This is a genomic window from Burkholderia sp. Bp8963 (assembly GCF_003854275.1).
Taxonomy (GTDB): Bacteria; Pseudomonadota; Gammaproteobacteria; order Burkholderiales; family Burkholderiaceae; genus Burkholderia.
Window position 1 is genome coordinate 15,083 of record NZ_QTQP01000066.1, and the last position, 18,352, is coordinate 33,434.

General features: G+C 66.2%; 16 protein-coding genes and 1 pseudogene. 8 read left to right on the forward strand and 9 right to left on the reverse strand.

What is annotated here, in order from left to right; genetic code table 11:
• The first annotated feature begins 6 nt into the window (after positions 1-6).
• The 5 genes from DID96_RS33225 (at position 7) to DID96_RS33245 (ending at position 6,042) form a co-directional block, all read left to right on the forward strand.
• Positions 7-765 (forward strand): SDR family NAD(P)-dependent oxidoreductase, encoded by a 759-nt coding sequence (locus tag DID96_RS33225; RefSeq protein WP_124603436.1) that lies wholly within the window; start codon positions 7-9, stop codon positions 763-765.
• A 35-nt stretch (positions 766-800) separates the two neighbouring features.
• Positions 801-2,063 carry an acyl-CoA dehydrogenase family protein gene (locus DID96_RS33230; protein WP_124603437.1) on the forward strand — a complete coding sequence of 421 codons (1,263 nt, stop codon included), beginning with the start codon at positions 801-803 and terminating at the stop codon, positions 2,061-2,063.
• 85 nt (positions 2,064-2,148) lie between these two features.
• Complete coding sequence (locus DID96_RS33235) at positions 2,149-3,048, forward strand: LysR family transcriptional regulator (protein WP_124603438.1); 900 nt, start codon at positions 2,149-2,151, stop codon at positions 3,046-3,048.
• 185 nt (positions 3,049-3,233) lie between these two features.
• Positions 3,234-4,826, forward strand: a complete 1,593-nt coding sequence (locus DID96_RS33240; protein WP_124603451.1) for a PAS domain-containing hybrid sensor histidine kinase/response regulator — start codon at positions 3,234-3,236, stop codon at positions 4,824-4,826.
• Between the two features lie 28 nt (positions 4,827-4,854).
• Complete coding sequence (locus tag DID96_RS33245) at positions 4,855-6,042, forward strand: adenylate/guanylate cyclase domain-containing protein (RefSeq protein WP_124603439.1); 1,188 nt, start codon at positions 4,855-4,857, stop codon at positions 6,040-6,042.
• A 183-nt stretch (positions 6,043-6,225) separates the two neighbouring features.
• Here DID96_RS33245 and DID96_RS33250 read toward each other — a convergent pair whose 3' ends face one another.
• The 8 genes from DID96_RS33250 to DID96_RS33285 form a co-directional block, all read right to left on the reverse strand.
• Positions 6,226-6,549 carry a DUF4148 domain-containing protein gene (locus tag DID96_RS33250; protein WP_124603440.1) on the reverse strand — a complete coding sequence of 108 codons (324 nt, stop codon included), beginning with the start codon at positions 6,547-6,549 and terminating at the stop codon, positions 6,226-6,228.
• A 156-nt stretch (positions 6,550-6,705) separates the two neighbouring features.
• On the reverse strand, positions 6,706-7,662 hold the full coding sequence (locus DID96_RS33255; RefSeq protein WP_260464103.1) for a LysR family transcriptional regulator: 957 nt from the start codon (positions 7,660-7,662) through the stop codon (positions 6,706-6,708).
• Positions 7,663-7,733: 71 nt separating this feature from the next.
• Positions 7,734-8,069: a hypothetical protein gene (locus tag DID96_RS33260; protein WP_124603441.1), complete on the reverse strand. Its 336-nt coding sequence runs from the start codon at positions 8,067-8,069 to the stop codon at positions 7,734-7,736.
• A gap of 331 nt (positions 8,070-8,400) precedes the next feature.
• Positions 8,401-9,348 carry a transcriptional regulator CynR gene (gene cynR / locus DID96_RS33265; RefSeq protein WP_185732446.1) on the reverse strand — a complete coding sequence of 316 codons (948 nt, stop codon included), beginning with the start codon at positions 9,346-9,348 and terminating at the stop codon, positions 8,401-8,403.
• A gap of 83 nt (positions 9,349-9,431) precedes the next feature.
• Complete coding sequence (locus DID96_RS33270) at positions 9,432-10,844, reverse strand: efflux transporter outer membrane subunit (protein WP_124603443.1); 1,413 nt, start codon at positions 10,842-10,844, stop codon at positions 9,432-9,434.
• On the reverse strand, positions 10,838-11,737 hold the full coding sequence (locus tag DID96_RS33275; RefSeq protein WP_124603444.1) for an efflux RND transporter periplasmic adaptor subunit: 900 nt from the start codon (positions 11,735-11,737) through the stop codon (positions 10,838-10,840). Before DID96_RS33275 ends, DID96_RS33270 begins: the two co-directional genes overlap by 7 nt.
• A 1-nt stretch (position 11,738) precedes the next feature.
• Positions 11,739-11,963 carry a DUF1656 domain-containing protein gene (locus tag DID96_RS33280; protein ID WP_124603445.1) on the reverse strand — a complete coding sequence of 75 codons (225 nt, stop codon included), beginning with the start codon at positions 11,961-11,963 and terminating at the stop codon, positions 11,739-11,741.
• Entirely contained in the window at positions 11,960-14,026 is a 2,067-nt protein-coding gene (locus DID96_RS33285) for an FUSC family protein (protein ID WP_124603446.1), read from the reverse strand. Before DID96_RS33285 ends, DID96_RS33280 begins: the two co-directional genes overlap by 4 nt.
• Positions 14,027-14,709: 683 nt before the next feature.
• Here DID96_RS33285 and DID96_RS33290 point away from each other — a divergent pair.
• Both DID96_RS33290 and DID96_RS33295 read left to right on the forward strand, forming a co-directional pair.
• Positions 14,710-14,988: pseudogene (locus DID96_RS33290) on the forward strand (M20/M25/M40 family metallo-hydrolase); the annotation flags it as partial.
• A gap of 69 nt (positions 14,989-15,057) precedes the next feature.
• Positions 15,058-16,287, forward strand: a complete 1,230-nt coding sequence (locus tag DID96_RS33295; protein ID WP_124603447.1) for a diaminopropionate ammonia-lyase — start codon at positions 15,058-15,060, stop codon at positions 16,285-16,287.
• A gap of 98 nt (positions 16,288-16,385) precedes the next feature.
• Here the strand turns inward: DID96_RS33295 and DID96_RS33300 are convergent, their stop codons facing one another.
• Entirely contained in the window at positions 16,386-16,862 is a 477-nt protein-coding gene (locus tag DID96_RS33300; protein WP_124603448.1) for an Lrp/AsnC family transcriptional regulator, read from the reverse strand.
• 193 nt (positions 16,863-17,055) lie between these two features.
• Between DID96_RS33300 and DID96_RS33305 the strand changes: the two genes are divergently transcribed.
• Positions 17,056-18,219: a M20 aminoacylase family protein gene (locus DID96_RS33305; protein ID WP_124603449.1), complete on the forward strand. Its 1,164-nt coding sequence runs from the start codon at positions 17,056-17,058 to the stop codon at positions 18,217-18,219.
• Positions 18,220-18,352 lie beyond the last annotated feature (133 nt).

Sequence of the window (18,352 nt, forward strand, 5' to 3'; positions counted from 1 at the left end):
CCCGCGATGAACATCGACAGCTACGCAGGCCAGGTCGTGATGATCACCGGCGCGGCGAGCGGGTTCGGCGCACTGCTGGCGAGCGAACTCGCGGCAATGCGCGCGCGGCTCGTGCTCGGCGATCTGAATGCCGACGGGCTCGAGCGCGTCGCCGCGCGGTTGCGCGCAGCCGGCGCCAACGTGATCGCGCTGCGCTGCGACGTGAGCCGGGAGGCCGACGTCGCGTCGCTCGTGAGCGCGGCCGTCGCGAATTTCGACCGGCTCGACGTCGGCGTCAACAACGCGGGCATCGCGCCGCCGATGAAGGCGCTGATCGACACCGAGGAAGCCGACCTCGACCTGAGCTTCGCGGTCAATGCGAAGGGCGTGTTCTTCGGGATGAAGCACCAGATCCGCCAGATGCTCGCGCAGGGCAGCGGCGTGATCCTGAACGTCGCGTCGATGGCCGGCCTCGGCGGCGCGCCGAAGCTGGCCGCCTATGCGGCCGCGAAGCACGCGGTCGTCGGGCTCACGAAGACGGCGGCCGTCGAATATGCGCGGCGCGGCATTCGCGTGAACGCGATCTGCCCGTTCTACAGCGCGACGCCGATGGTGACCGACAGCGACATCGCCGGGCGGCAGGACTTTCTCGCGCAGGGTTCGCCGATGAAGCGCCTCGGCCGGCCGGAGGAAGTGGTCGCGACGATGCTGATGCTGTGCGCGAAGGAAAACGCGTATATGACCGGCCAGGCCGTTGCCGTCGACGGCGGCGTGTCGGCCCTCTGAGAACCGCTGTTGCGTCCTCATTTAGGAACACGAACATGAACTTCGAATACACGCCCAAAGTCAAGGAAATGCAAGCGCGCCTGCTGGCGTTCTTCGATCGGCACATCTACCCGAACGAGCATCGGTACGAGGAAGAGGTGGCGGCGAACCGCCGCGCGGGCAACGCGTGGGTGCCGACCAAGGTGATCGAGGAACTGAAGCCGCTGGCGCGCGAAGCGGGCCTGTGGAACCTGTTCCTGCCGCGCTCGTCGCGCGCGCCGGAAGGCCTGTCGAATCTGGAATACGCGTCGCTCTGCGAAATCATGGGCCGCGTGCCCTGGGCCGCGGAAGTGTTCAACTGCTCCGCGCCGGACACCGGCAACATGGAGACGCTCGAGCGCTATGCGTCCGAGGCGCTGAAGGACCGCTGGCTCGAGCCGCTGCTGCGCGGCGAGATTCGCTCGGCGTTCCTGATGACCGAACCGGACGTGGCGTCGTCGGACGCGACCAACATCGAATGCCGGATCGAGCGCCAGGGCGACGAGTACGTGATCAACGGCCGCAAATGGTGGTCGTCGGGCGCCGGCGACCCGCGCTGCGCCGTCTATATCGTGATGGGCAAGACCGATCCGGACGCAGGCCGCCACGAGCAGCAGTCGATGATCGTGGTGCCGGCCGACACGCCGGGCATCACCGTGCTGCGCCACCTGCCGGTGTTCGGCTACGACGATGCGCCGCACGGCCACATGGAAATCGAGCTGAAGGACGTGCGCGTGCCCGCGTCGAACATCCTGCTGGGCGAAGGCCGCGGCTTCGAGATCGCGCAAGGCCGCCTCGGGCCGGGCCGCATCCACCACTGCATGCGCAGCATCGGCATCGCCGAGCGCGCGCTGGAACTGATGTGCAAGCGCCTGAGCTCGCGCGTCGCGTTCGGCAAGCCGCTCGCGCAGCAAAGCGTATGGCACGAGCGCATCGCCGAAGCGCGCTGCATGATCGAACAGGCGCGCCTGCTGACGCTGAAGGCCGCGTACATGATGGACACCGTCGGCAACAAGATTGCGAAGGCCGAGATCGCGATGATCAAGGTGGTGGCGCCGAACATCGCATGCCAGATCATCGACTGGGCGATCCAGGCACACGGCGCCGCCGGCGTGTCGGGCGATTTTCCGCTGGCGTACGCGTACGCGCTCCAGCGCACGCTGCGCTTCGCCGACGGCCCGGACGAAGTGCACCGCGCGGCGATCGCCAAGCTCGAGCTCGGGAAGCACCTGCATCGGCTTGCCGATGTAGCCGACATGCCGGTCACGCGTGGCGCGTAGCGCCGTGGAGCGCTCGCCGGGCCGGCGGCCCGGCGTAGACGCAAGCGCGGCGCTCGCCTTAAGATGCCGGCGAGGAGGCGACGCGATGCGTTTATCGAAGCTGGACCTGAATCTGTTCGTCGTATTCGAGGCGATCTACGTCAAGCGCAACCTGACGCGCGCGGCCGAGGTGCTGAGCATCACGCAGCCGGCCGTCAGCAACGCGCTGGCGCGCCTGCGCAAGACCCTGAACGATCCGCTGTTCGTCAGCACGCCGGCCGGGATGGTGCCGACGCCGATGGCGGAGAACATCATCGGCCGCGTGCGCGAGGCGCTGCAGCTGCTCGACTCCAGCGCGCACGAAGGCGACGTGTTCGAACCCGCGTCGTCCACGCGCGTGTTCCGGCTGAGCATGAGCGACCTGACCGAGGCGCTGGTGCTGCCGGCGCTCGGCGAGCTGCTGCAACAGCGTGCACCGGGCATGCACGTGCGTAGCTATTACATGGATCGTGGCGAGGTGTCGACGGCGCTCGCGAACGGTTCCGTCGACATCGCGATCGATGCGCCGCCGCTCGTCGATTCGTCGCTGCAGCAGGCGCCGGCGGTTCGCGATCGCTATGCGTGCATGATCCGTCACGATCATCCGTTCAAAGGCGATGTGCTGTCGATGAACGACTATCTCGCGATGGGACACATCCACGTGTCGAGCCGGCGCAAGGGCAGCGGCCACGTCGACACGGAACTGGCGCGCCTCGGGCATCGCCGCAACATTCAGATGCGCGTCCAGCACTACATGGTCGCGCCGCTGATCGCGATGCGCGGCGATCTCGCGCTGACGGCGCCGCTCAGGCTGCTCAGGCGCTATCCGGCGCGCATTCTCGAACTGCCGTTCGAGGTGCCCGATCTCGAATACTGCTGCTTCTGGCATCGCAGCGCCGAGCGCGACCAGGCCAATCAGTGGTTGCGCGAGCAGCTGATGCAGCTGATGCGCGATATGGCCGACTGATGCCGGGGCGGGCGAACGCGCGCATGACGTCCGGGCCGCCGGGCCAGCCTGCGCGTTGCCAAAAAAGTGTCGAATCCCGGCGGCGGCGCCGGGCGCCGCATTCTTCGCCGGCACCCTCCCGATCGGTTCGCGTATGACTAAACTGAAGATGCGTCCGTGCCCGTTCCGGGGAAAAGATCATGCGAATGCGTCATGCCCGTCCGTCTGCGCGATTGTCTCGTCGCAATGTCGAAGCGATCGAGGGGGAGTGGGGCTTCAGGTCGCTCGCGGATGCGATCCCCCATATCATGTGGACGGCCGGGCCGGACGGCTCGCTCGACTACGTGAACCGCCGCGGGCTCGAGTTTGGCGGACTCACGCTCGAGCAGGCCCGCGCGCAGAACTGGGACCTCTTTCTTCATCCGGACGATCGGCAGCGCGCGGTCGAAGGCTGGGCGCACTCGATCGAGAGCGGCGACGAGTTTGAAATCGAATATCGCTTGAGGAGCGCGTCCGATGGCGCGTATCGCTGGTTCCTCTGCCGTGGGCTGCCGTACCGGGATCGCACCGGCAAGATCATCAAGTGGTTCGGCACCGAGACCGACATCGAGGACCAGAAGCAGGCGCAGGCCGCGGCGGAGCGCGCGAATCGCGCGAAGTCCGAGTTTCTATCCGGGATGAGCCACGAACTGCGCAGCCCGCTCAATGCGATCCTCGGCTTTGCGCAACTGCTGGCGTCCGAGACGCCGCCGCCGACGCCGTCGCAGCAGGCGAGCCTTGATCAGATCCTGCACGCGGGGTGGCACCTGCTCGCGTTGATCAACGAAGTGCTCGATCTCGCGAAGATCGAATCCGGGCACGTATCGATGTCGCCCGAGCCCGTATCGCTGCGCGACATCCTTCAGGAGTGCGCGGCGATGATCGGGCCGCAGGCGGAGCAGCGCGGGATTCGCGTGAACTTCCCGCGCGTCGATCCGCTTTGCCATGTCCGCGCCGACCGGACCCGCATCAAGCAGGTGCTGATCAATCTGCTGTCGAACGCCATCAAGTACAACCGGGCGTCGGGCACGGTCGACGTCGAATACGACACGTCCGTCGCGAAGCGGGTTCGCGTCAGCGTCCGCGATACCGGTGCGGGCCTGTCGCCGGGCCAGTTGAACCAGCTGTTCCAGCCGTTCAACCGCCTCGGGCAGGAAGCCGGCGCCGAAGAGGGCACGGGCATCGGCCTCGTGGTTGCGAAGCGGCTGACGGAACTGATGGGCGGCGCGATCGGCGTCGAGAGCACCGTCGGGAAGGGGAGCGTGTTCCGGATCGAGCTCGATTCGGCGCCGCCTCCGGAGGTGGCGGCGCCGGGCGGTGCACAATCCGACACACCAGGCGAGGGCGTCACGCAACACGATGCTGTCGAAGCGCCCGTGCATACCGTGCTCTATGTCGAGGACAACCCGGCCAACCTGAAACTGGTCGAGCAGCTGGTCGCAAGGCGCGCGGACCTGCGCATGCTCAGCGCCGCGACGGGGCAAAGCGGTGTCGAACTCGCGCTCAGCGCGTTGCCGCAGGTGATCGTGATGGATATCAACCTGCCCGACATCAGCGGCATCGAAGCGCTGGACATCCTGCGCAGGAACCCCGCGACGTCGGGTATTCCCGTCGTCGCGCTCAGTGCGAACGCGATGCCGCGCGACATCGAGAAGGGCCTGAAGGCGGGCTTCTTTCGCTATCTGACGAAGCCGATCAGGATCGACGCGTTCATGGATGCGCTTGCCGAAGCGATCGCGGGCGCGGAGGCAAAACACTAGCGCGAATCCGGCAACCGGGTGGCGAAACATGATCGATTCCAGCGCGATCCTCGACGCGAGCATCCTGGTCGTCGACGATCTCGAAGCCAATGTGCTGCTGCTCGAGCAGTTGCTGCAGCGGGCCGGCTACACGCGTGTCGCATCGACGACGGATGCGTCCGCGGTGTACGAGCTTCACCGCCTGAACCGCTACGACCTGATCCTGCTCGATCTCCAGATGCCCGGCATCGACGGCTTTCAGGTGATGGAGAACCTGAAGGCGCTCGAGGCGGACAGCTATCTCCCGGTCATCGTGATCACCGCGCAGCCGGCGCATAAACTGCGCGCGCTGCAGGCCGGTGCGAAGGATTTCATCAGCAAGCCGTTCGATCTGGCCGAAGTGCTGATGCGGGTTCGCAACATGCTGGAGGTGCGCCTGCTGCATCGGGAGCTGCGCAGCTACGGTCACGCGCTCGAGCAGAAGGTGCGCGAAGTGGAGGCGAGCCACGCGCTGATCCGCCGCCAGAGCGACGAATTGCAGAGCCTGTATGCGAAGGTCGTCGCCGAGCAGAAGGTGTCGGAGCGGCTGCTGCTCAACATGCTGCCCTTCCCGATCGCCGAGCGGCTGAAGGCGCACCTCGACGACATCGCCGGGAGTTTCCCGGAAGTGATTGCGGACCGCTTCCCGGAGGTGTCGGTGCTGTTCGCGGATATCGTCGATTTCACCGGCTTCTCGGCCGGCATGCGCCCCGAACAGCTCGTCGAGATGCTCAACGAGATCTTCACCGGCTTCGACATCATTGCCGACCACCGCGGCCTCGAGAAGATCAAGACGATCGGCGACGCGTACATGGCGGCCGCGGGCCTGCCCGTCCCGGCCGAGGACCACGCAATGCGGGCCGCGCACATGGCGCTCGACATGATCGACGCGCTGGCGCGCTTCAACGCGCTGCGGCACTGCAAGCTGCAGTTGCGGATCGGCATCAACAGCGGCGAGGTCGTGGCCGGCGTGATCGGCAAGCGCAAGTTCATCTACGACCTGTGGGGGATGGCCGTGAATCTCGCGAGCCGGATGGAATCGCAGGGCGTGGCCGGGCGCGTGCAGGTGACGGAGGCGACGCGCGCAAGGTTGGGCGACCCGTTCGTGTTCGAGGAGCGCGGGATGATTGCCGCGAAAGGCCTCGGCGAGTTCCGCACGTGGTTCGTGGTGGGGAGAGACGGCGGGGCGGAGACTTGAAGCGGGGTGTTTCTGGTGCGCTAAGGGCCGCTGACCGCAGGGCGATACGTCGATGCGTCGACGTCGATCGCGCATCGAACGCCTGCATGTTCGTTTCCGTATCGACGTAGCTTGCTCGCATGGGTGCCTCGTGACACGCACGCAGCGGCAGCTACGTGCGTTGCGCGTAACGGTACGCTGGCATTACGGCTTCACTGCGGCAACCGCGGGTGCACCCGAATGCGTACCGGGCGCGCCGGCCGAACCATACGCAGCTGCGGCGCGTTGGGAATCGGCAAGACGCTTGGCGGCGAGGCGATCCTGCGCGGCGAGGATGTCTTCCGGATAGTTGCCGCCGTCGCCCGACGACGTGTTGTAGCCGACGGATTCGAGGTCGAGCAGTTCCTGGCGCACTTGCGCGCGCGTGACGGTCGATTTCGACGACTGCGCGAACGAGACGGCCGGCGTGGCAAGCAGAACGGCAGCGGCAGCGGAGACGGTGGCGATGGTGACGAAGATGGATTTCATGATTCCCTCAAGAGTGTTCGTTGCGACTCGGTATGAGCGGGATTTCCTGAGCCGATGAGTCAAGTCTAAGCAATCAGCGATACTGAATAAATCCCGATTCATGGTGAGCACTTTTCCAGAAAGTACGACATTGGCATCCGTCAGTCATTCGAAGCGTCACGCGTCCGCTTCCGCTACGCGAGCGATGCTCGCACCGAACGTGCGTGGCGCGGAGATCAACGGCAGCCTGAAGCGGGCGGCGGCCAGGTCGACGAAAGCGCGGACCTTGCCGGGCAGGAACTCGCGGCCCGGGTACACGAGCGACACCGCGACGCCATCGTTCACGATGCGATAGTCGCCGAGCAGGCGGGTCAGCGTGCCGATTCGCAGGTCGTTTGCAACCACGTACTCAGGCAGCAGCGCGACGCCGCAGCCCGCCAGCACGAGTTGCCGCTGCATCAGCGCGCTGTTCACCGTGATCGGCGCGTCGATCTGGACGTTGTCGATCGTGCCGTTCGAGTCGGCCCATCGATAGGTCCTCGCACTGGCGGCAAGGCTGACGACTCGATGGTCGACGAGCTCGACCGGCCGCCGCGGCGCCGGCGCTTTCAGCAGATAGGCGGGCGATGCGACGGCGACGAGCGGCGCATGGACGAGCGTGCGCGACACAAGGGAGATCGACGTGATCATCGTGTCCGCGACGATGCCGACGTCGAATCCGCCGCCGAGCAGGTCGACTTCCGACTCGGTCAGCGTGACGTGCAGCGACACATCCGGGTGGCGCGACTGGTACTCGGCGAACAGGCCCGCAAGTTCCGGCGACATCAGGCTGTCGAGCACGACGACGTTCAGGTCGCCGGCAATCTTGCTCGATTGCTGCGTCGCGCGCGATTCGATCTCGGCGAGATCGAGCAGCAGCGCGCGGCACCCCTCCGCATAGCGGACGCCGATTTCGGTCAGGACGGTCTTGCGCGTCGAGCGCTGCAGCAGCTTGACACCCAGATGCGACTCGAGATCGCCGACATAGCGCGTCACCAGCGACGGCGACAGATTCAGCTGATTGGCCGCATGGGAAAAATGATGCGTGTCTGCAACCTTGAGAAAGACCCGCATCGCACTGAACAGATGGTTCACGATGGCTCTTGGAAGGAGGGGGCGTTGAAAGGCCGTTCACGTCGAGGAACCGCGAGACGTCACGACCGGCATCAGCTGCCGAAGTAGGGATTGCAGAAGCTCGCCGGACCGACACATTGCGATTCAGGGGGGGCGTCGTGACCGGCCGGTGCGTTGATGGCCGGGACGACCGCTTTCGTCGCGGCGGTGGCGCGACCGCCATTGCCGGCCTCGTTCGAGCGCGCAGGGAGTTGTGCCGTATAGGCCGGACCGGAAGCGGCGTCGGCGGCACGCGAGCCGCCGCCAGCCGTCAGTGCCGATTCCTGGTGGATGACGGAAGGTGCCTGTTGTTGTGCGGATGCGCTTGCGATGACGCCGGAAAATGCAATGAATGCGATTGCGGTGCTTATGATGAGATGCTTTGCCATTTAGGATTCCGATTAAACGATTTCGTATTTTTTCAGGACGTGCGACACAGGCGCTGGAGCCTTCAACGCCAGGATTCGGCGTGACCGATTCACCGGGAATCGATGTTCAAAGGATGAAGGAAATCCGCAATCGTGTCCAAGGCGAATTTCCGATCTTCCCAATAAGGCAAATCGATAATTCGATGAAGATTTTGTGAAACGAATTGACGTTTCCGTTCTGCGTCGGTCCGGTCGACAGATCGATCACGCGGGGCCGTGATCAATCAGATTCGGAATCCGAATTTGAATGGTCGATAATGGATCGTTCACCGCCCGACAACGAACCCGAACGTCACGACCCGCCGCGCGTCGTCAGCGTGCGCAGCGACGACAGGCTGCCTTGCTCGAGCATTTCGCGCACGGTCTCGGCAAACGCCGTCGACGCGACGGTGCGATACGCACCCTTGCGGCGCAGCAGTGCGACGGTCCGCACGGGGAACGGCGGATCGAGCGGCACATACTGCAAGTCGCGGTGCTCGAACTCGATGGTGCCGGGCAGGATCGTCGCGATCTTGCCGCGGCTCACGATCTTCAGCACCGCACTGATCGAATTCGCCTGCAGCGCGACCTTGGGCTGCATGTCGTACGACTGGAAATAGCTGTCGATATAGAAGCGCGACACGAAACTCGTCGTCAGCAGCGCGAGCGGTGTCTCGGCGAGCTGGTTCGGTGTGACGGGGTCGCGCTGCGCGGTGAGCGGATGCGTGCGGCCGACCACGAGCATCAACCGCTCCGGGAACAGCGCCTCGGCTTCGATTTCATCGGAGCGCACGTCGACGAACCCGAAAGCGAGATCGACCTGGTCGTCGCCGAGCGCGGTTTCCACCGCATCGAGTGACATTTCGGTCATCTCGATCACGATACCCGGATAGCGCTCGTGGAACTGCTCGATCACCGGCGCGACGAGATATTCGGTGAAAGTCGGCGTAAAGCCGACCCGGAGCTGCCCGCGCGACAGATCGTGCACGTCGTGTAGCGCGCGTTGTGCGGTGAGCAGGTCGTTGTGCGCGCGGCGCACGTATTCGAGGTAGACGCTGCCGAAATCGGTGAGCTGGACTACGCGTCCGCTGCGGTCGAACAGCTGGGCGCCGAGCTCCTCCTCCAGTTGGCGGACTTTCTGCGACAGTGCCGACTGCGACACGCGAAGCGCCTCGGCGGCCCGCGTGAAATTGCGGTGCTCGTCGATCGCGAGCAGGTAGCTGATGTTGCGAAGAAGGGGGCTGCGTTGCGTGAACTTCATGTTGCGCGGGATGAGTCGCTGATCGCGTGGGTCTGGCAGAGCGCCATTATGCGCCGGCCGCGCGATGACGAAGTCGGATTCCATCATTGCCAGCCGCCTCCGAGCGCCAGGAACGTCGCGATCTGATCGTCGTTCACATCGTGGCGGGCGGCCGCGACGGCGGTCTCGGCGGCAAGCCAGGTGCGCTCGGCGTCGAGCGCGACGAGCCCGCCGATCTTGCCGCCGCGCCAGAGCGCGTCGGTCTGGTCCAGCACCGCGCGCGCCGCGTCGCGCGATGCTTCGAGGCGTTGCAGCCGGTCGAGCGCGCCCGCATAGGTATCGAGCGAGGTTTCGGTTTCGCGCAGCGCGGTGAGCACCGTCGCGTCGAAATGGGCGAGGCTCGCGCGGCTGTCCGCCTGCGCGGCCGCGATGCGGTCGCGAATCGTGCTGCGATGCAGATCCCACGTGACCATCGGGCCGACCGCGAAGCGGTTCGTCAGCGGCGTGAAGAAGGCCGCAGCCCCGCCGGCCGAGCCGATGCTCGCGCCAAGCTTGATGTCCGGGTAGAGCGCGGCCGTTTCGACGCCGATCCGCGCCGTCGCCGCGGCGAGCCGGCGCTCGGCCGCACGCACGTCGGGCCGCCGCTTCAGTAGTGCACGCCCGTCGCCGGTCGGAATCGGCTGGGCCAGCGCGAGCGGTGCGTGGCACGCGAGCAGTGTGCGGTCGTAGTTTTCTGGCGGTTGTCCGGTCAGCGTCGCGAGGCGGAACGCCGCGTTCAGCCGGCGCGCCTGCAGCGGCGCGAGCTGCGCGCGGCTGCTCTCGATCCCGCCTTCCTCGCGGCGCTGTTCGAACGGCGGCGTGCGGCCGTGCGCGATCAACTGGCGGGTGAGCGCGAGGCGCCGCTGCTGCACCGTAATCGAGCGCTGCACGACATCGAGCTGGTTACCGGCGTTGCACAGGTCCGAATACGCGCGCGTGACTTCCGCGGCGACGTTGACGCGCACGAGATCGCGGGCTGCGACGACGGCCTCGTTGTCGGCGGACGCTGCCTCGATGCCGCGCCGGATCCCGCCGAACAGGTCGAGGTCGTAGCTCATCGTGAGGCCGATGTTGTAGATCTCGTGCCGTGGCGGTTCGACGTGCGACAGCACCGATGCTGCGGACTGCTGCGTGTAGTTCGTCGATGCGTCTGCGGCGACGCTCGGCTCGCGCGCCGTGCGCGTGGCCGCGAGCAGCGCGTCGCTGCGCTCGAGATTCGCCTGCGCGGCGCGGAGATCGACGTTGCTGGCGAGCGCCTTTTCGACGAGCCCGTCGAGAACCGGATCGTTGAAGAGCCGCCACCATTGAGCGGGCAGCGGATCGTTCGTCGACACCGCTGCGCCGGCGATGAACGCGCCGTTGGCAGCCGGCGCATTGACGAGCGCGGCCGGCGGGACCCGGTAGTCCGGCCCGACCTCCGCGCACGCGGCGAGCGCGACGCAGAGCGCGGCGGCGACGGTCTTGCGCAGCCTCACCATGGCAGGCTCCTGCGCACCGTGACGTCGCCGGCGCGCGCGTGAATCTCGACCGACGCGGTCTGCCCCGGCACGAGCCGCACGCCCGGCGGAATCGAATCGATGACGACGCGCACCGGGATGCGCTGCGCGAGGCGCACCCACGTGAACGCGGGATTCACGTTGGCGAGCTGCGCGTCGCTGCCGGCGCGCTCGCGGTCTTCGACGCCACCGGCGATGCTTTGCACATGGCCGCGGATTTCGCTCGCGACGCCCATCAGGTAGATGCTCGCGGGATCGCCGACATGAATGGCCGGCATCTTGGTTTCCTCGAAATAGCCTTCGACGCGCAGCGATGCGTCGTTCACGAGCGCCATCGCGCCCTTGCCGGCGTTCAGGTACACGCCGGGCAGCAGGCCGACGTTGGTCACGGTGCCGTCCACCGGCGCGCGCACGAGCGTGCGTTCGAGATTCAGCGCGGCGAGCTCGCGCGCGGAGCGAGCCTGCGCGACGGCCGCGCGCAGCTTCTCGACGCGGGTCGTCCCCTGGTCGGTCGATTCTGCTGGCACCACGTCCGGCATCGCGCGGTTGCGGCGGTCCTCGCGAATCGCTTCGTCGAGTTCGGCCTGCTGGCTCGCGAGATTCGCGTCGGCCTGTTCGAGCGCGATCCGGTAGCGCGACGGGTCGATCACCAGCAGCACCTGCCCCTTCGTGACTTTCTGGTTGTCGTGCACGCGCACGTCGGTGACGAGGCCGCTGACGTCCGGGGCGATCGGCACGACGTCGGCGCGCACCTTGCCGTCGCGCGTGAGCGGCTCGATCTGGTAGCGGATCCACAGTCCGTAGATCGCGCCGAGAATGGCGACGAGGATCGCGGCCGTCAGCGCGGTGCGCAGCAGGGGAATGGTTCGCTTCATGTCAGGAGAGGATCCTGTGTGGGAAATAGGCGTCTGCAAGATGGGCGATGCCCCACCAGAGCAGGAAGAACGTCGCCAGCTCGAGCAGCGCGGGTTGCCAGAGGAGCACGTGCAGCGGCAGGCGCAGCAGCGTGCTGCGCAGCAGGAACGTGATGAGCAGCGCGATGGCGGCCCAGACCAGCGCGGACGGCATGTAGATGCCGAAAATGTGGATCTCCTCGATCATCGTGTCGCTCCTTCGACCAGTTGCACATGCGGGAACAGGTTGCAGCGCATACCGACGAGCGCGAGCAGCGTCGCGTCGTCGCGGCCGGTCGTATTGCGCGCGGCGGCGCCGATCGCGCGATTCAGCGCGCGCAGCAACGGCGCTGTCGCCGCAATCGGATGGTGCGCGTCGGCTCTCGCGCGAAACAGGTTCGACACTTCCTCGAGCGCCGCCTCGATCGCGTCGCGCGTGTGCGCGTCGCCGTGCTCGAGCCCCTGCCGCACCTGGATGATGTTGCGGCCGATGCGCAGGTCGCTCAGGCCGTCGACCGCGTGCAGCGCATCGCCGGGATGCGCGAAGGCCATCCGTGCCGCGACCTGGCCGAGACGGTCGACCGCGCGCGCGGTCCACGTGGGCGCATCGAGCGGCCGATGCGGATCGGCCATCTGCGCGAGATCGGCCCAGTTCTGGCGGACGATCCGGTAGGCGGTCCAGCGCGTGCTCGCGGAGCGGAAGAGTTTGGTCACGACGAGCGTCGTGACGATGCCGCCGACCTGCGCGAGCCCGGTATTGAGGAACAGCGCGAAATCGGCCTGGAAACGATCGAGAAAGCCCATAGCGACGATGAAGCAGGAGAACATCGGAAGCGCGCGTGCGGTGCGCGCCGGATCGGCCTGGATGTAGCCCATCCAGACGAAGGCCGGTGCAAGCGTCAGGATCAGCATCCCGGCGCCGTCGACGCGCGGCAGGATCACGAACAGGTACAGCGCGGCCAGCGGGAAAGTCGTGAGCGTCGCGACCAGGTATCGGCTGATCGCCGGCGCGGGATCGTCTTGTGCCGCGAACGAGCAGGTGACGAGCGCAGCGAACGCGGCGGTGGCCGAGCCGTTCGGCCACGCGAGCAGGATCCACACCGCGCAATAGAGGATGATCGCGGTCGTCGTCGCGGCGCCGGCGAGCAGCGCGAGGCCGTGATCCCGCGCGAGCCGGAAACGGCGGGCGCCGTTGAAGGCCTGCAGGTGGTGCCCAAGTTCGGCGTCGCTTTCGGCGAAGGTGCGCACGAGGCCGCGTGCGGCGTGCAGCGTGTCGATGAAATCGGCCGTGCGGTCGAACAGGCTCGCGGCGAGCAGCGACGTCCAGGTCGGCTCTTGCAGGCGTTTCGCCGCGAGTGCGCGGCAGCGGGAGGCAAGGTCGTCGTCGAGCGCTTCGCCGACTTCCTGCGACGCGTTCAGGTCGCCGATCAGCGAATCGATCAATGCCGACGTTTCCGCGTCGACCGAATTCAGCGAGCGCAGCTGGTCGAGCCGGTTGGCGGCGGCCGACGCGATCGACAGCAACGCTGCAAGGCGATGCTGCAGCGCCGTTACCGTGTCGCGCGTCGCGAGTGCGAAGCGCTGGTCGAACGGCAGGTTGGTTGCGATCATGCCGAGCTCGGTGACGTCGGCCGCGAGCTTGCGGCGATGTTCGTGCTCGAGGCGCGTGTGATGCGTGCCGAACGCTTCGGCGGTCCAGCGGCACGCATCGTCGAGAAAGGACAGCGCGCGCTCGTGGATCACCGGCCGGATGTTGGCGGGCTTCAGGACCATGTGCGTGATCGTCACGCAGAGGATCGCGACCGTCATTTCCTCGACGCGGGAGATCGCGGTGATGAAGATGTTCGTCGGGTCGTCGAGATAAGGAAAACAGATGACCGCGGAACTGAACGCCGCCATCTGGAACAGGAATGCGCGCGGCGTGCGGTCGAGCACCGCGAGGTAGATGCAGAACCCGATCCAGAGCGCGAGGCACAGCACCAGCAGCACCGGCGAATTCTGCAGGTTCGGCGCGACGACAATCGTCACCGCCGCACCCGCGGCAATGCCCGCGAGGCGATAGATCACTTTCGGACGAAACGCGCCGGCCATCGGCTGCGCGGTCACGTACACGGTCAGCAGCGCCCACCACGGGCGCGGGAAGCTGACCGTGAACGAGATCAGCAGCACCAGTGCGGCCGCGATAAAAGTGCTGATCGAGAAAAGCAGCTTTCTTGGATCAATGGCTAATCGATCGCGCGACCGAAGCGGCACGACGGAGGCTTGCGACACGTCAGATTCCTTTCGAGGGTCGGGCAGTGGCGGTGTTGCGGTGATCGCGTCGTGGCGTCGGAGGCGGCGCACCGCGCTTCGTGCTGCGGTTCGTGCCGCGCTTCGCCGGCTTGCGGCATACGCCGCAGCGGAGGGGGATAGGTCGTGTGGCAAAACGGTCCCACACGCAACATGCGGTTCTTGCAGGCATTTCAAGCACGAGTGCGCGCCTTTTCCTTTTTATTCAAGAGCATGGCCACGCACATCGGGTTACAGCGGGCGCCACGAAAACTCAGGTATGAAGGATCAGGGTTTTATTCGATTGCGATGGCCGAGATTGTGCTCGCCGCGGCGCGCGGCGTCCAAGTCGGATTTCCGACCGGGGCAATCGGTTTTACTTATCAGTCGCGATTCAACTCGCCGGAATGCCGATGGGCGGCGATGCAACAACGGCGGGATAGCGCGCGACGCATGCGTACGTCGTCGCTTCGGGCGGACCAGGATCGGGCGCCGAGACCGAGTTCAGAAAAGCCCGCGAAGAACGCAAGAATCTTCCGATTCGCTCCGCGATTTCGCGTCGAAATATCGCACCCCCTGAAATAACATTTTGTCTCGATCAGATCCCGCACCCTTGCCGGATACGCGTTGTGACCATGGAGACACCCGATGAAAACCCCCGCACCGTCATCCCCTTCACTGCAACTGGATGGGGCGCGACTGCTCGCGCGGGGCGCGACCTCGTCGTCGAATGGATGCGCGAACTCGCGGTTGCGACCGGCACGACGCTCGCGACGATCGGCATGCTGCGCATCGAGCCGAACGTGATCAACGTGATCGCGCGCATCGCGCCGGCCGCGATGATTTTCGTGCCGAGCCGCGGCGGCATCAGCCACAACCCGCGCGAACACACGGACGACGAGCAGCTCGTCGACGGCGCGAACGTGCTGCTGGACGTCGTGCTCGCGCGGCTCGCCGCGTGTTGAGCGTTGAGCGTCGAGCATCGAGCGCGGTTTCGAACCATCCCCTTACCTCATTGTTGGAGTCTCACAGCCATGCTGGCAGCCAATCCGCGCGCAACGCGCATCCCGTACCCCGAAGAACTGAAAGGCATCCTGAATATCGAGCACGCACAGGAAAGCCGCGCGTGGCTTTCGTGCTGGGACAAGATCGTGCCGGACGCGACACCGCTGCATGCATTGCCCGGCCTGGCGGCTGGCCTCGGTATCGGCAGCCTCTGCGTGAAGGACGAGTCGGCCCGCTCGGTGTTGGGCAGCTTCAAGGCGCTGGGCGCGCCGATTGCGCTCGTGCGCCTGATCCTGCGCTTGTGGCCCAGCCACGATCTCGATCCGCGCGCGCTGTTCGAAGGACGCTATCGCGAGCTGCTGACGCATTTCACGGTGATCAGCGCGACGGACGGCAATCACGGCAAAGGGCTCGCGGCCGCCGCGCAGACGCTCGGCTGCCGCTGCGTGATCGTGCTGCATGCGAACGTGAGCGTCGAGCGGGAACAGGCGATTGCCGCGTATGGTGCCGAGATCGTCCGGATCGCCGGCAACTACGACGAGTCGGTCGAGGAGGCCGCGACGCTCGCCGCCGCGCACGGCTGGCATGTCGTGTCGGATACGTCGTACGACGGTTACGAGGAGATTCCGCGCGACGTGATGCAAGGCTACGGCACGATTGCGGCGGAACTCGTCGAGCAGAGCGGCAGCCAGCCCGATCGGCCGGCCTTCACGCACGTGTTCCTGCAGGGCGGCGTGGGCGGGCTCGCGGCGGGGATCGTCAGCTATCTGTGGGAGTTCCACGGCGCGAATCGGCCGCGATTCGTCGTCGTCGAGCCGAAGCAGGCCGATTGCCTGTATCAGAGCGCGCTGGCCGGCCAGGCGTCGCGCGCGACGGGATCGGTCGACTCCGTGATGGCCGGCCTGGCATGCGGCGAGACGTCGCCGCTCGCATGGCGATTCCTGCAGCCGGGTGTCGACGATTTCATGACGATCAGCGACGACGACGCAGTGGACGCGATGCGCGTGCTGGCGGCGGGGCGTGAAGGCGATACGCCGATCGTCGCCGGCGAATCGGGCGTCGCGGGCCTGGCCGGTCTCACGGTATTGATGAGGAATCCGGATCTCGCCGCGAAGGTCGGCCTCGACCGCACGTCCCGCGTGCTGCTGATCAACACCGAAGGCGCGACCGCGCCGGCCACCTATCGCGAACTGGTCGGCGAAACCGCGGAAGCCGTGCTTGCACGCCAGGCGGCGTGGCGCGAGCGCGCGATCGCCTGAGCGATGCAGCAGCGTCGTCACGATGCGGCAAGCACGATGACGACACCCACCTCATCAGAACAATGACGAAAGCGGCTGCGGCGGCGACCGCGGTCACGTCACGCCGCCGGAGCGACGGGAATGTCCAGTCCGGCCTTGACGCGGCTCATGCAGACGAGCGTCTTGAAGCGCTTCACGTTGTTGTTCGCGAAGAAGAGCTGGCGCGTCAGGTCGGTGTACTCCTCCATGTGCCGGACCGAGAAGATCAGCACGAAGTCCCACTCGCCGGCGACGTAGTAGCACTGCTGGATCTGCGGGCACGCTTCGAACGTGCGTTTCATCGCGTCGAGCAGATCGATCTGCTCGCTTTCGACTTCGATCGTGCTGACGATCGTCAGCGGATAGCCGACCTTCTCGGGCGCGAGGATCGCCGTATAGCGATCGATGACGCCGTCGTCCGCGAGGCGCCGCAGCCGGCGGTTGACCGCGGCAGGCGACAGGTTGACGCGCGCAGCCAGCTCGCTTTGCGGCGTGTGCGCGTCGCGCTGGATTTCCGTCAGCAGCTTCAGGTCGAAATTGTCGAGCGTGGTCGTCATGGGGCGGGAAATGCGTGTCGGGATGAAATTTTCTTGCAATAACGGCCGCAAGATTGCGCCGATATTCAAGGCTGCCTGAAATATTATTTTGATGGAAGACACCCGGTCAATCAGCTTGCGTGCGGATCGCTCCGATGCGTGCGCAGGCGCCGGGGGCCGCCGGCAACGCCGGCCTTACAAGGACATGTCGAGCATGGAAAACACGCTGCAATCGAAGCTGAAGCACTGGCGCCATCACTTTCACCGCAACCCGGAGACCGGATTCGAGGAGGTGGCCACGTCGGATTACGTCGCGAGCGTGCTCGCGGGCTTCGGCCTCGAGGTCCATCGCGGCATCGGCGGCACGGGCGTCGTCGCGAGCCTGACCTGTGGCGACGGGCCGTGGACGATCGGCCTGCGCGCCGACATGGACGCGCTGAACATCGTCGAGAACGCGCCGGATCGCGCGTATGCATCGTGCACGCACGGGAAGATGCACGCGTGCGGGCACGACGGTCACATGGCGATGGTGCTCGGCGCCGCGCGGCTGCTGTCGGAGCAGCGCGATTTCGACGGCACGGTGCGGTTCATCTTCCAGCCCGCGGAGGAGCACGGCCGCGGCGCGAAGGCGATGATCAAGGACGGCCTGTTCGAGCGCTTTCCGGTGGACGCGATCTTCGGCGCGCACAACATGCCGGGCATGCCGGCCGGCTCGTTCTCGACGCGGCCAGGCGGCATCATGGCGAGCGAGGACAACTTCGTGATCCATATCAAGGCGCGCGGCACGCATGCCGCGCGTCCGCACATGGGTGTCGACCCGATCGTGATCGCCGCGCAGATCGTGCTCGGCCTGCAGACGATCATCTCGCGCAATCTCGATCCGGGCCTGCCGGCCGTGATTTCCTGCACGGAGATCCTCACCGACGGGCTGCGCAACGTGATCCCGTCCAATGTGACGATCAAGGGCGACACGCGGAGCTACTCGCCCGACGTGCAGCAACTGCTCGAGACGCGCATGCGCGACGTGAGTGAAGGGATCTGCCGGATGCACGGCGTCGAATGCGATTTCGCGTACACGCACGAGTTCGCGCCGACCGTGAACTCGCCGGAGTACGTCGATGTCGCGGTCGCGGCGGCGACGAACATCATGGGCGCGCACCACGTCGACGCGAACGTGCAGCCGATGATGATCTCGGAAGACTTCGGCGCATTCCTGCAGGTCGTGCCCGGCAATTTCATCTTCATCGGCAACGGCGACGCGCGGGAAAAGGGCAGCGTGCCGCTGCACAACGCGACGTACGACTTCAACGACGACATCCTGCCGATCGGCGCGCGCTATTTCGCGGAGGTGGCGCGGCTCGCGCTGGCGGCGCGGTGACGGGGCCTAGGAGTCTGGGCGGCAGACGGTTTGCAGCGGTTAAATGAGGTCAACTCAGGCGACGCGACGTCGTCGGGCGCTGCAAGCCGGGGCCGCGCTGCGCTCGAGACCAGCATGCGTGCACAAGGCGGCT

What these genes read in the sequence shown, in the direction of transcription:
- DID96_RS33225 (WP_124603436.1), top strand. Translation starts at nt 7, where the DNA reads ATGAACATCGACAGCTACGCAGGCCAGGTCGTGATGATCACCGGCGCG.
- DID96_RS33230 (WP_124603437.1), top strand. Translation starts at nt 801, where the DNA reads ATGAACTTCGAATACACGCCCAAAGTCAAGGAAATGCAAGCGCGCCTG.
- DID96_RS33235 (WP_124603438.1), top strand. Translation starts at nt 2,149, where the DNA reads ATGCGTTTATCGAAGCTGGACCTGAATCTGTTCGTCGTATTCGAGGCG.
- DID96_RS33240 (WP_124603451.1), top strand. Translation starts at nt 3,234, where the DNA reads ATGCGTCATGCCCGTCCGTCTGCGCGATTGTCTCGTCGCAATGTCGAA.
- DID96_RS33245 (WP_124603439.1), top strand. Translation starts at nt 4,855, where the DNA reads ATGATCGATTCCAGCGCGATCCTCGACGCGAGCATCCTGGTCGTCGAC.
- DID96_RS33250 (WP_124603440.1), bottom strand. Translation starts at nt 6,549, where the DNA reads ATGAAATCCATCTTCGTCACCATCGCCACCGTCTCCGCTGCCGCTGCC.
- DID96_RS33260 (WP_124603441.1), bottom strand. Translation starts at nt 8,069, where the DNA reads ATGGCAAAGCATCTCATCATAAGCACCGCAATCGCATTCATTGCATTT.
- cynR (WP_185732446.1), bottom strand. Translation starts at nt 9,348, where the DNA reads ATGAAGTTCACGCAACGCAGCCCCCTTCTTCGCAACATCAGCTACCTG.
- DID96_RS33270 (WP_124603443.1), bottom strand. Translation starts at nt 10,844, where the DNA reads ATGGTGAGGCTGCGCAAGACCGTCGCCGCCGCGCTCTGCGTCGCGCTC.
- DID96_RS33275 (WP_124603444.1), bottom strand. Translation starts at nt 11,737, where the DNA reads ATGAAGCGAACCATTCCCCTGCTGCGCACCGCGCTGACGGCCGCGATC.
- DID96_RS33280 (WP_124603445.1), bottom strand. Translation starts at nt 11,963, where the DNA reads ATGATCGAGGAGATCCACATTTTCGGCATCTACATGCCGTCCGCGCTG.
- DID96_RS33295 (WP_124603447.1), top strand. Translation starts at nt 15,058, where the DNA reads ATGCTGGCAGCCAATCCGCGCGCAACGCGCATCCCGTACCCCGAAGAA.
- DID96_RS33300 (WP_124603448.1), bottom strand. Translation starts at nt 16,862, where the DNA reads ATGACGACCACGCTCGACAATTTCGACCTGAAGCTGCTGACGGAAATC.
- DID96_RS33305 (WP_124603449.1), top strand. Translation starts at nt 17,056, where the DNA reads ATGGAAAACACGCTGCAATCGAAGCTGAAGCACTGGCGCCATCACTTT.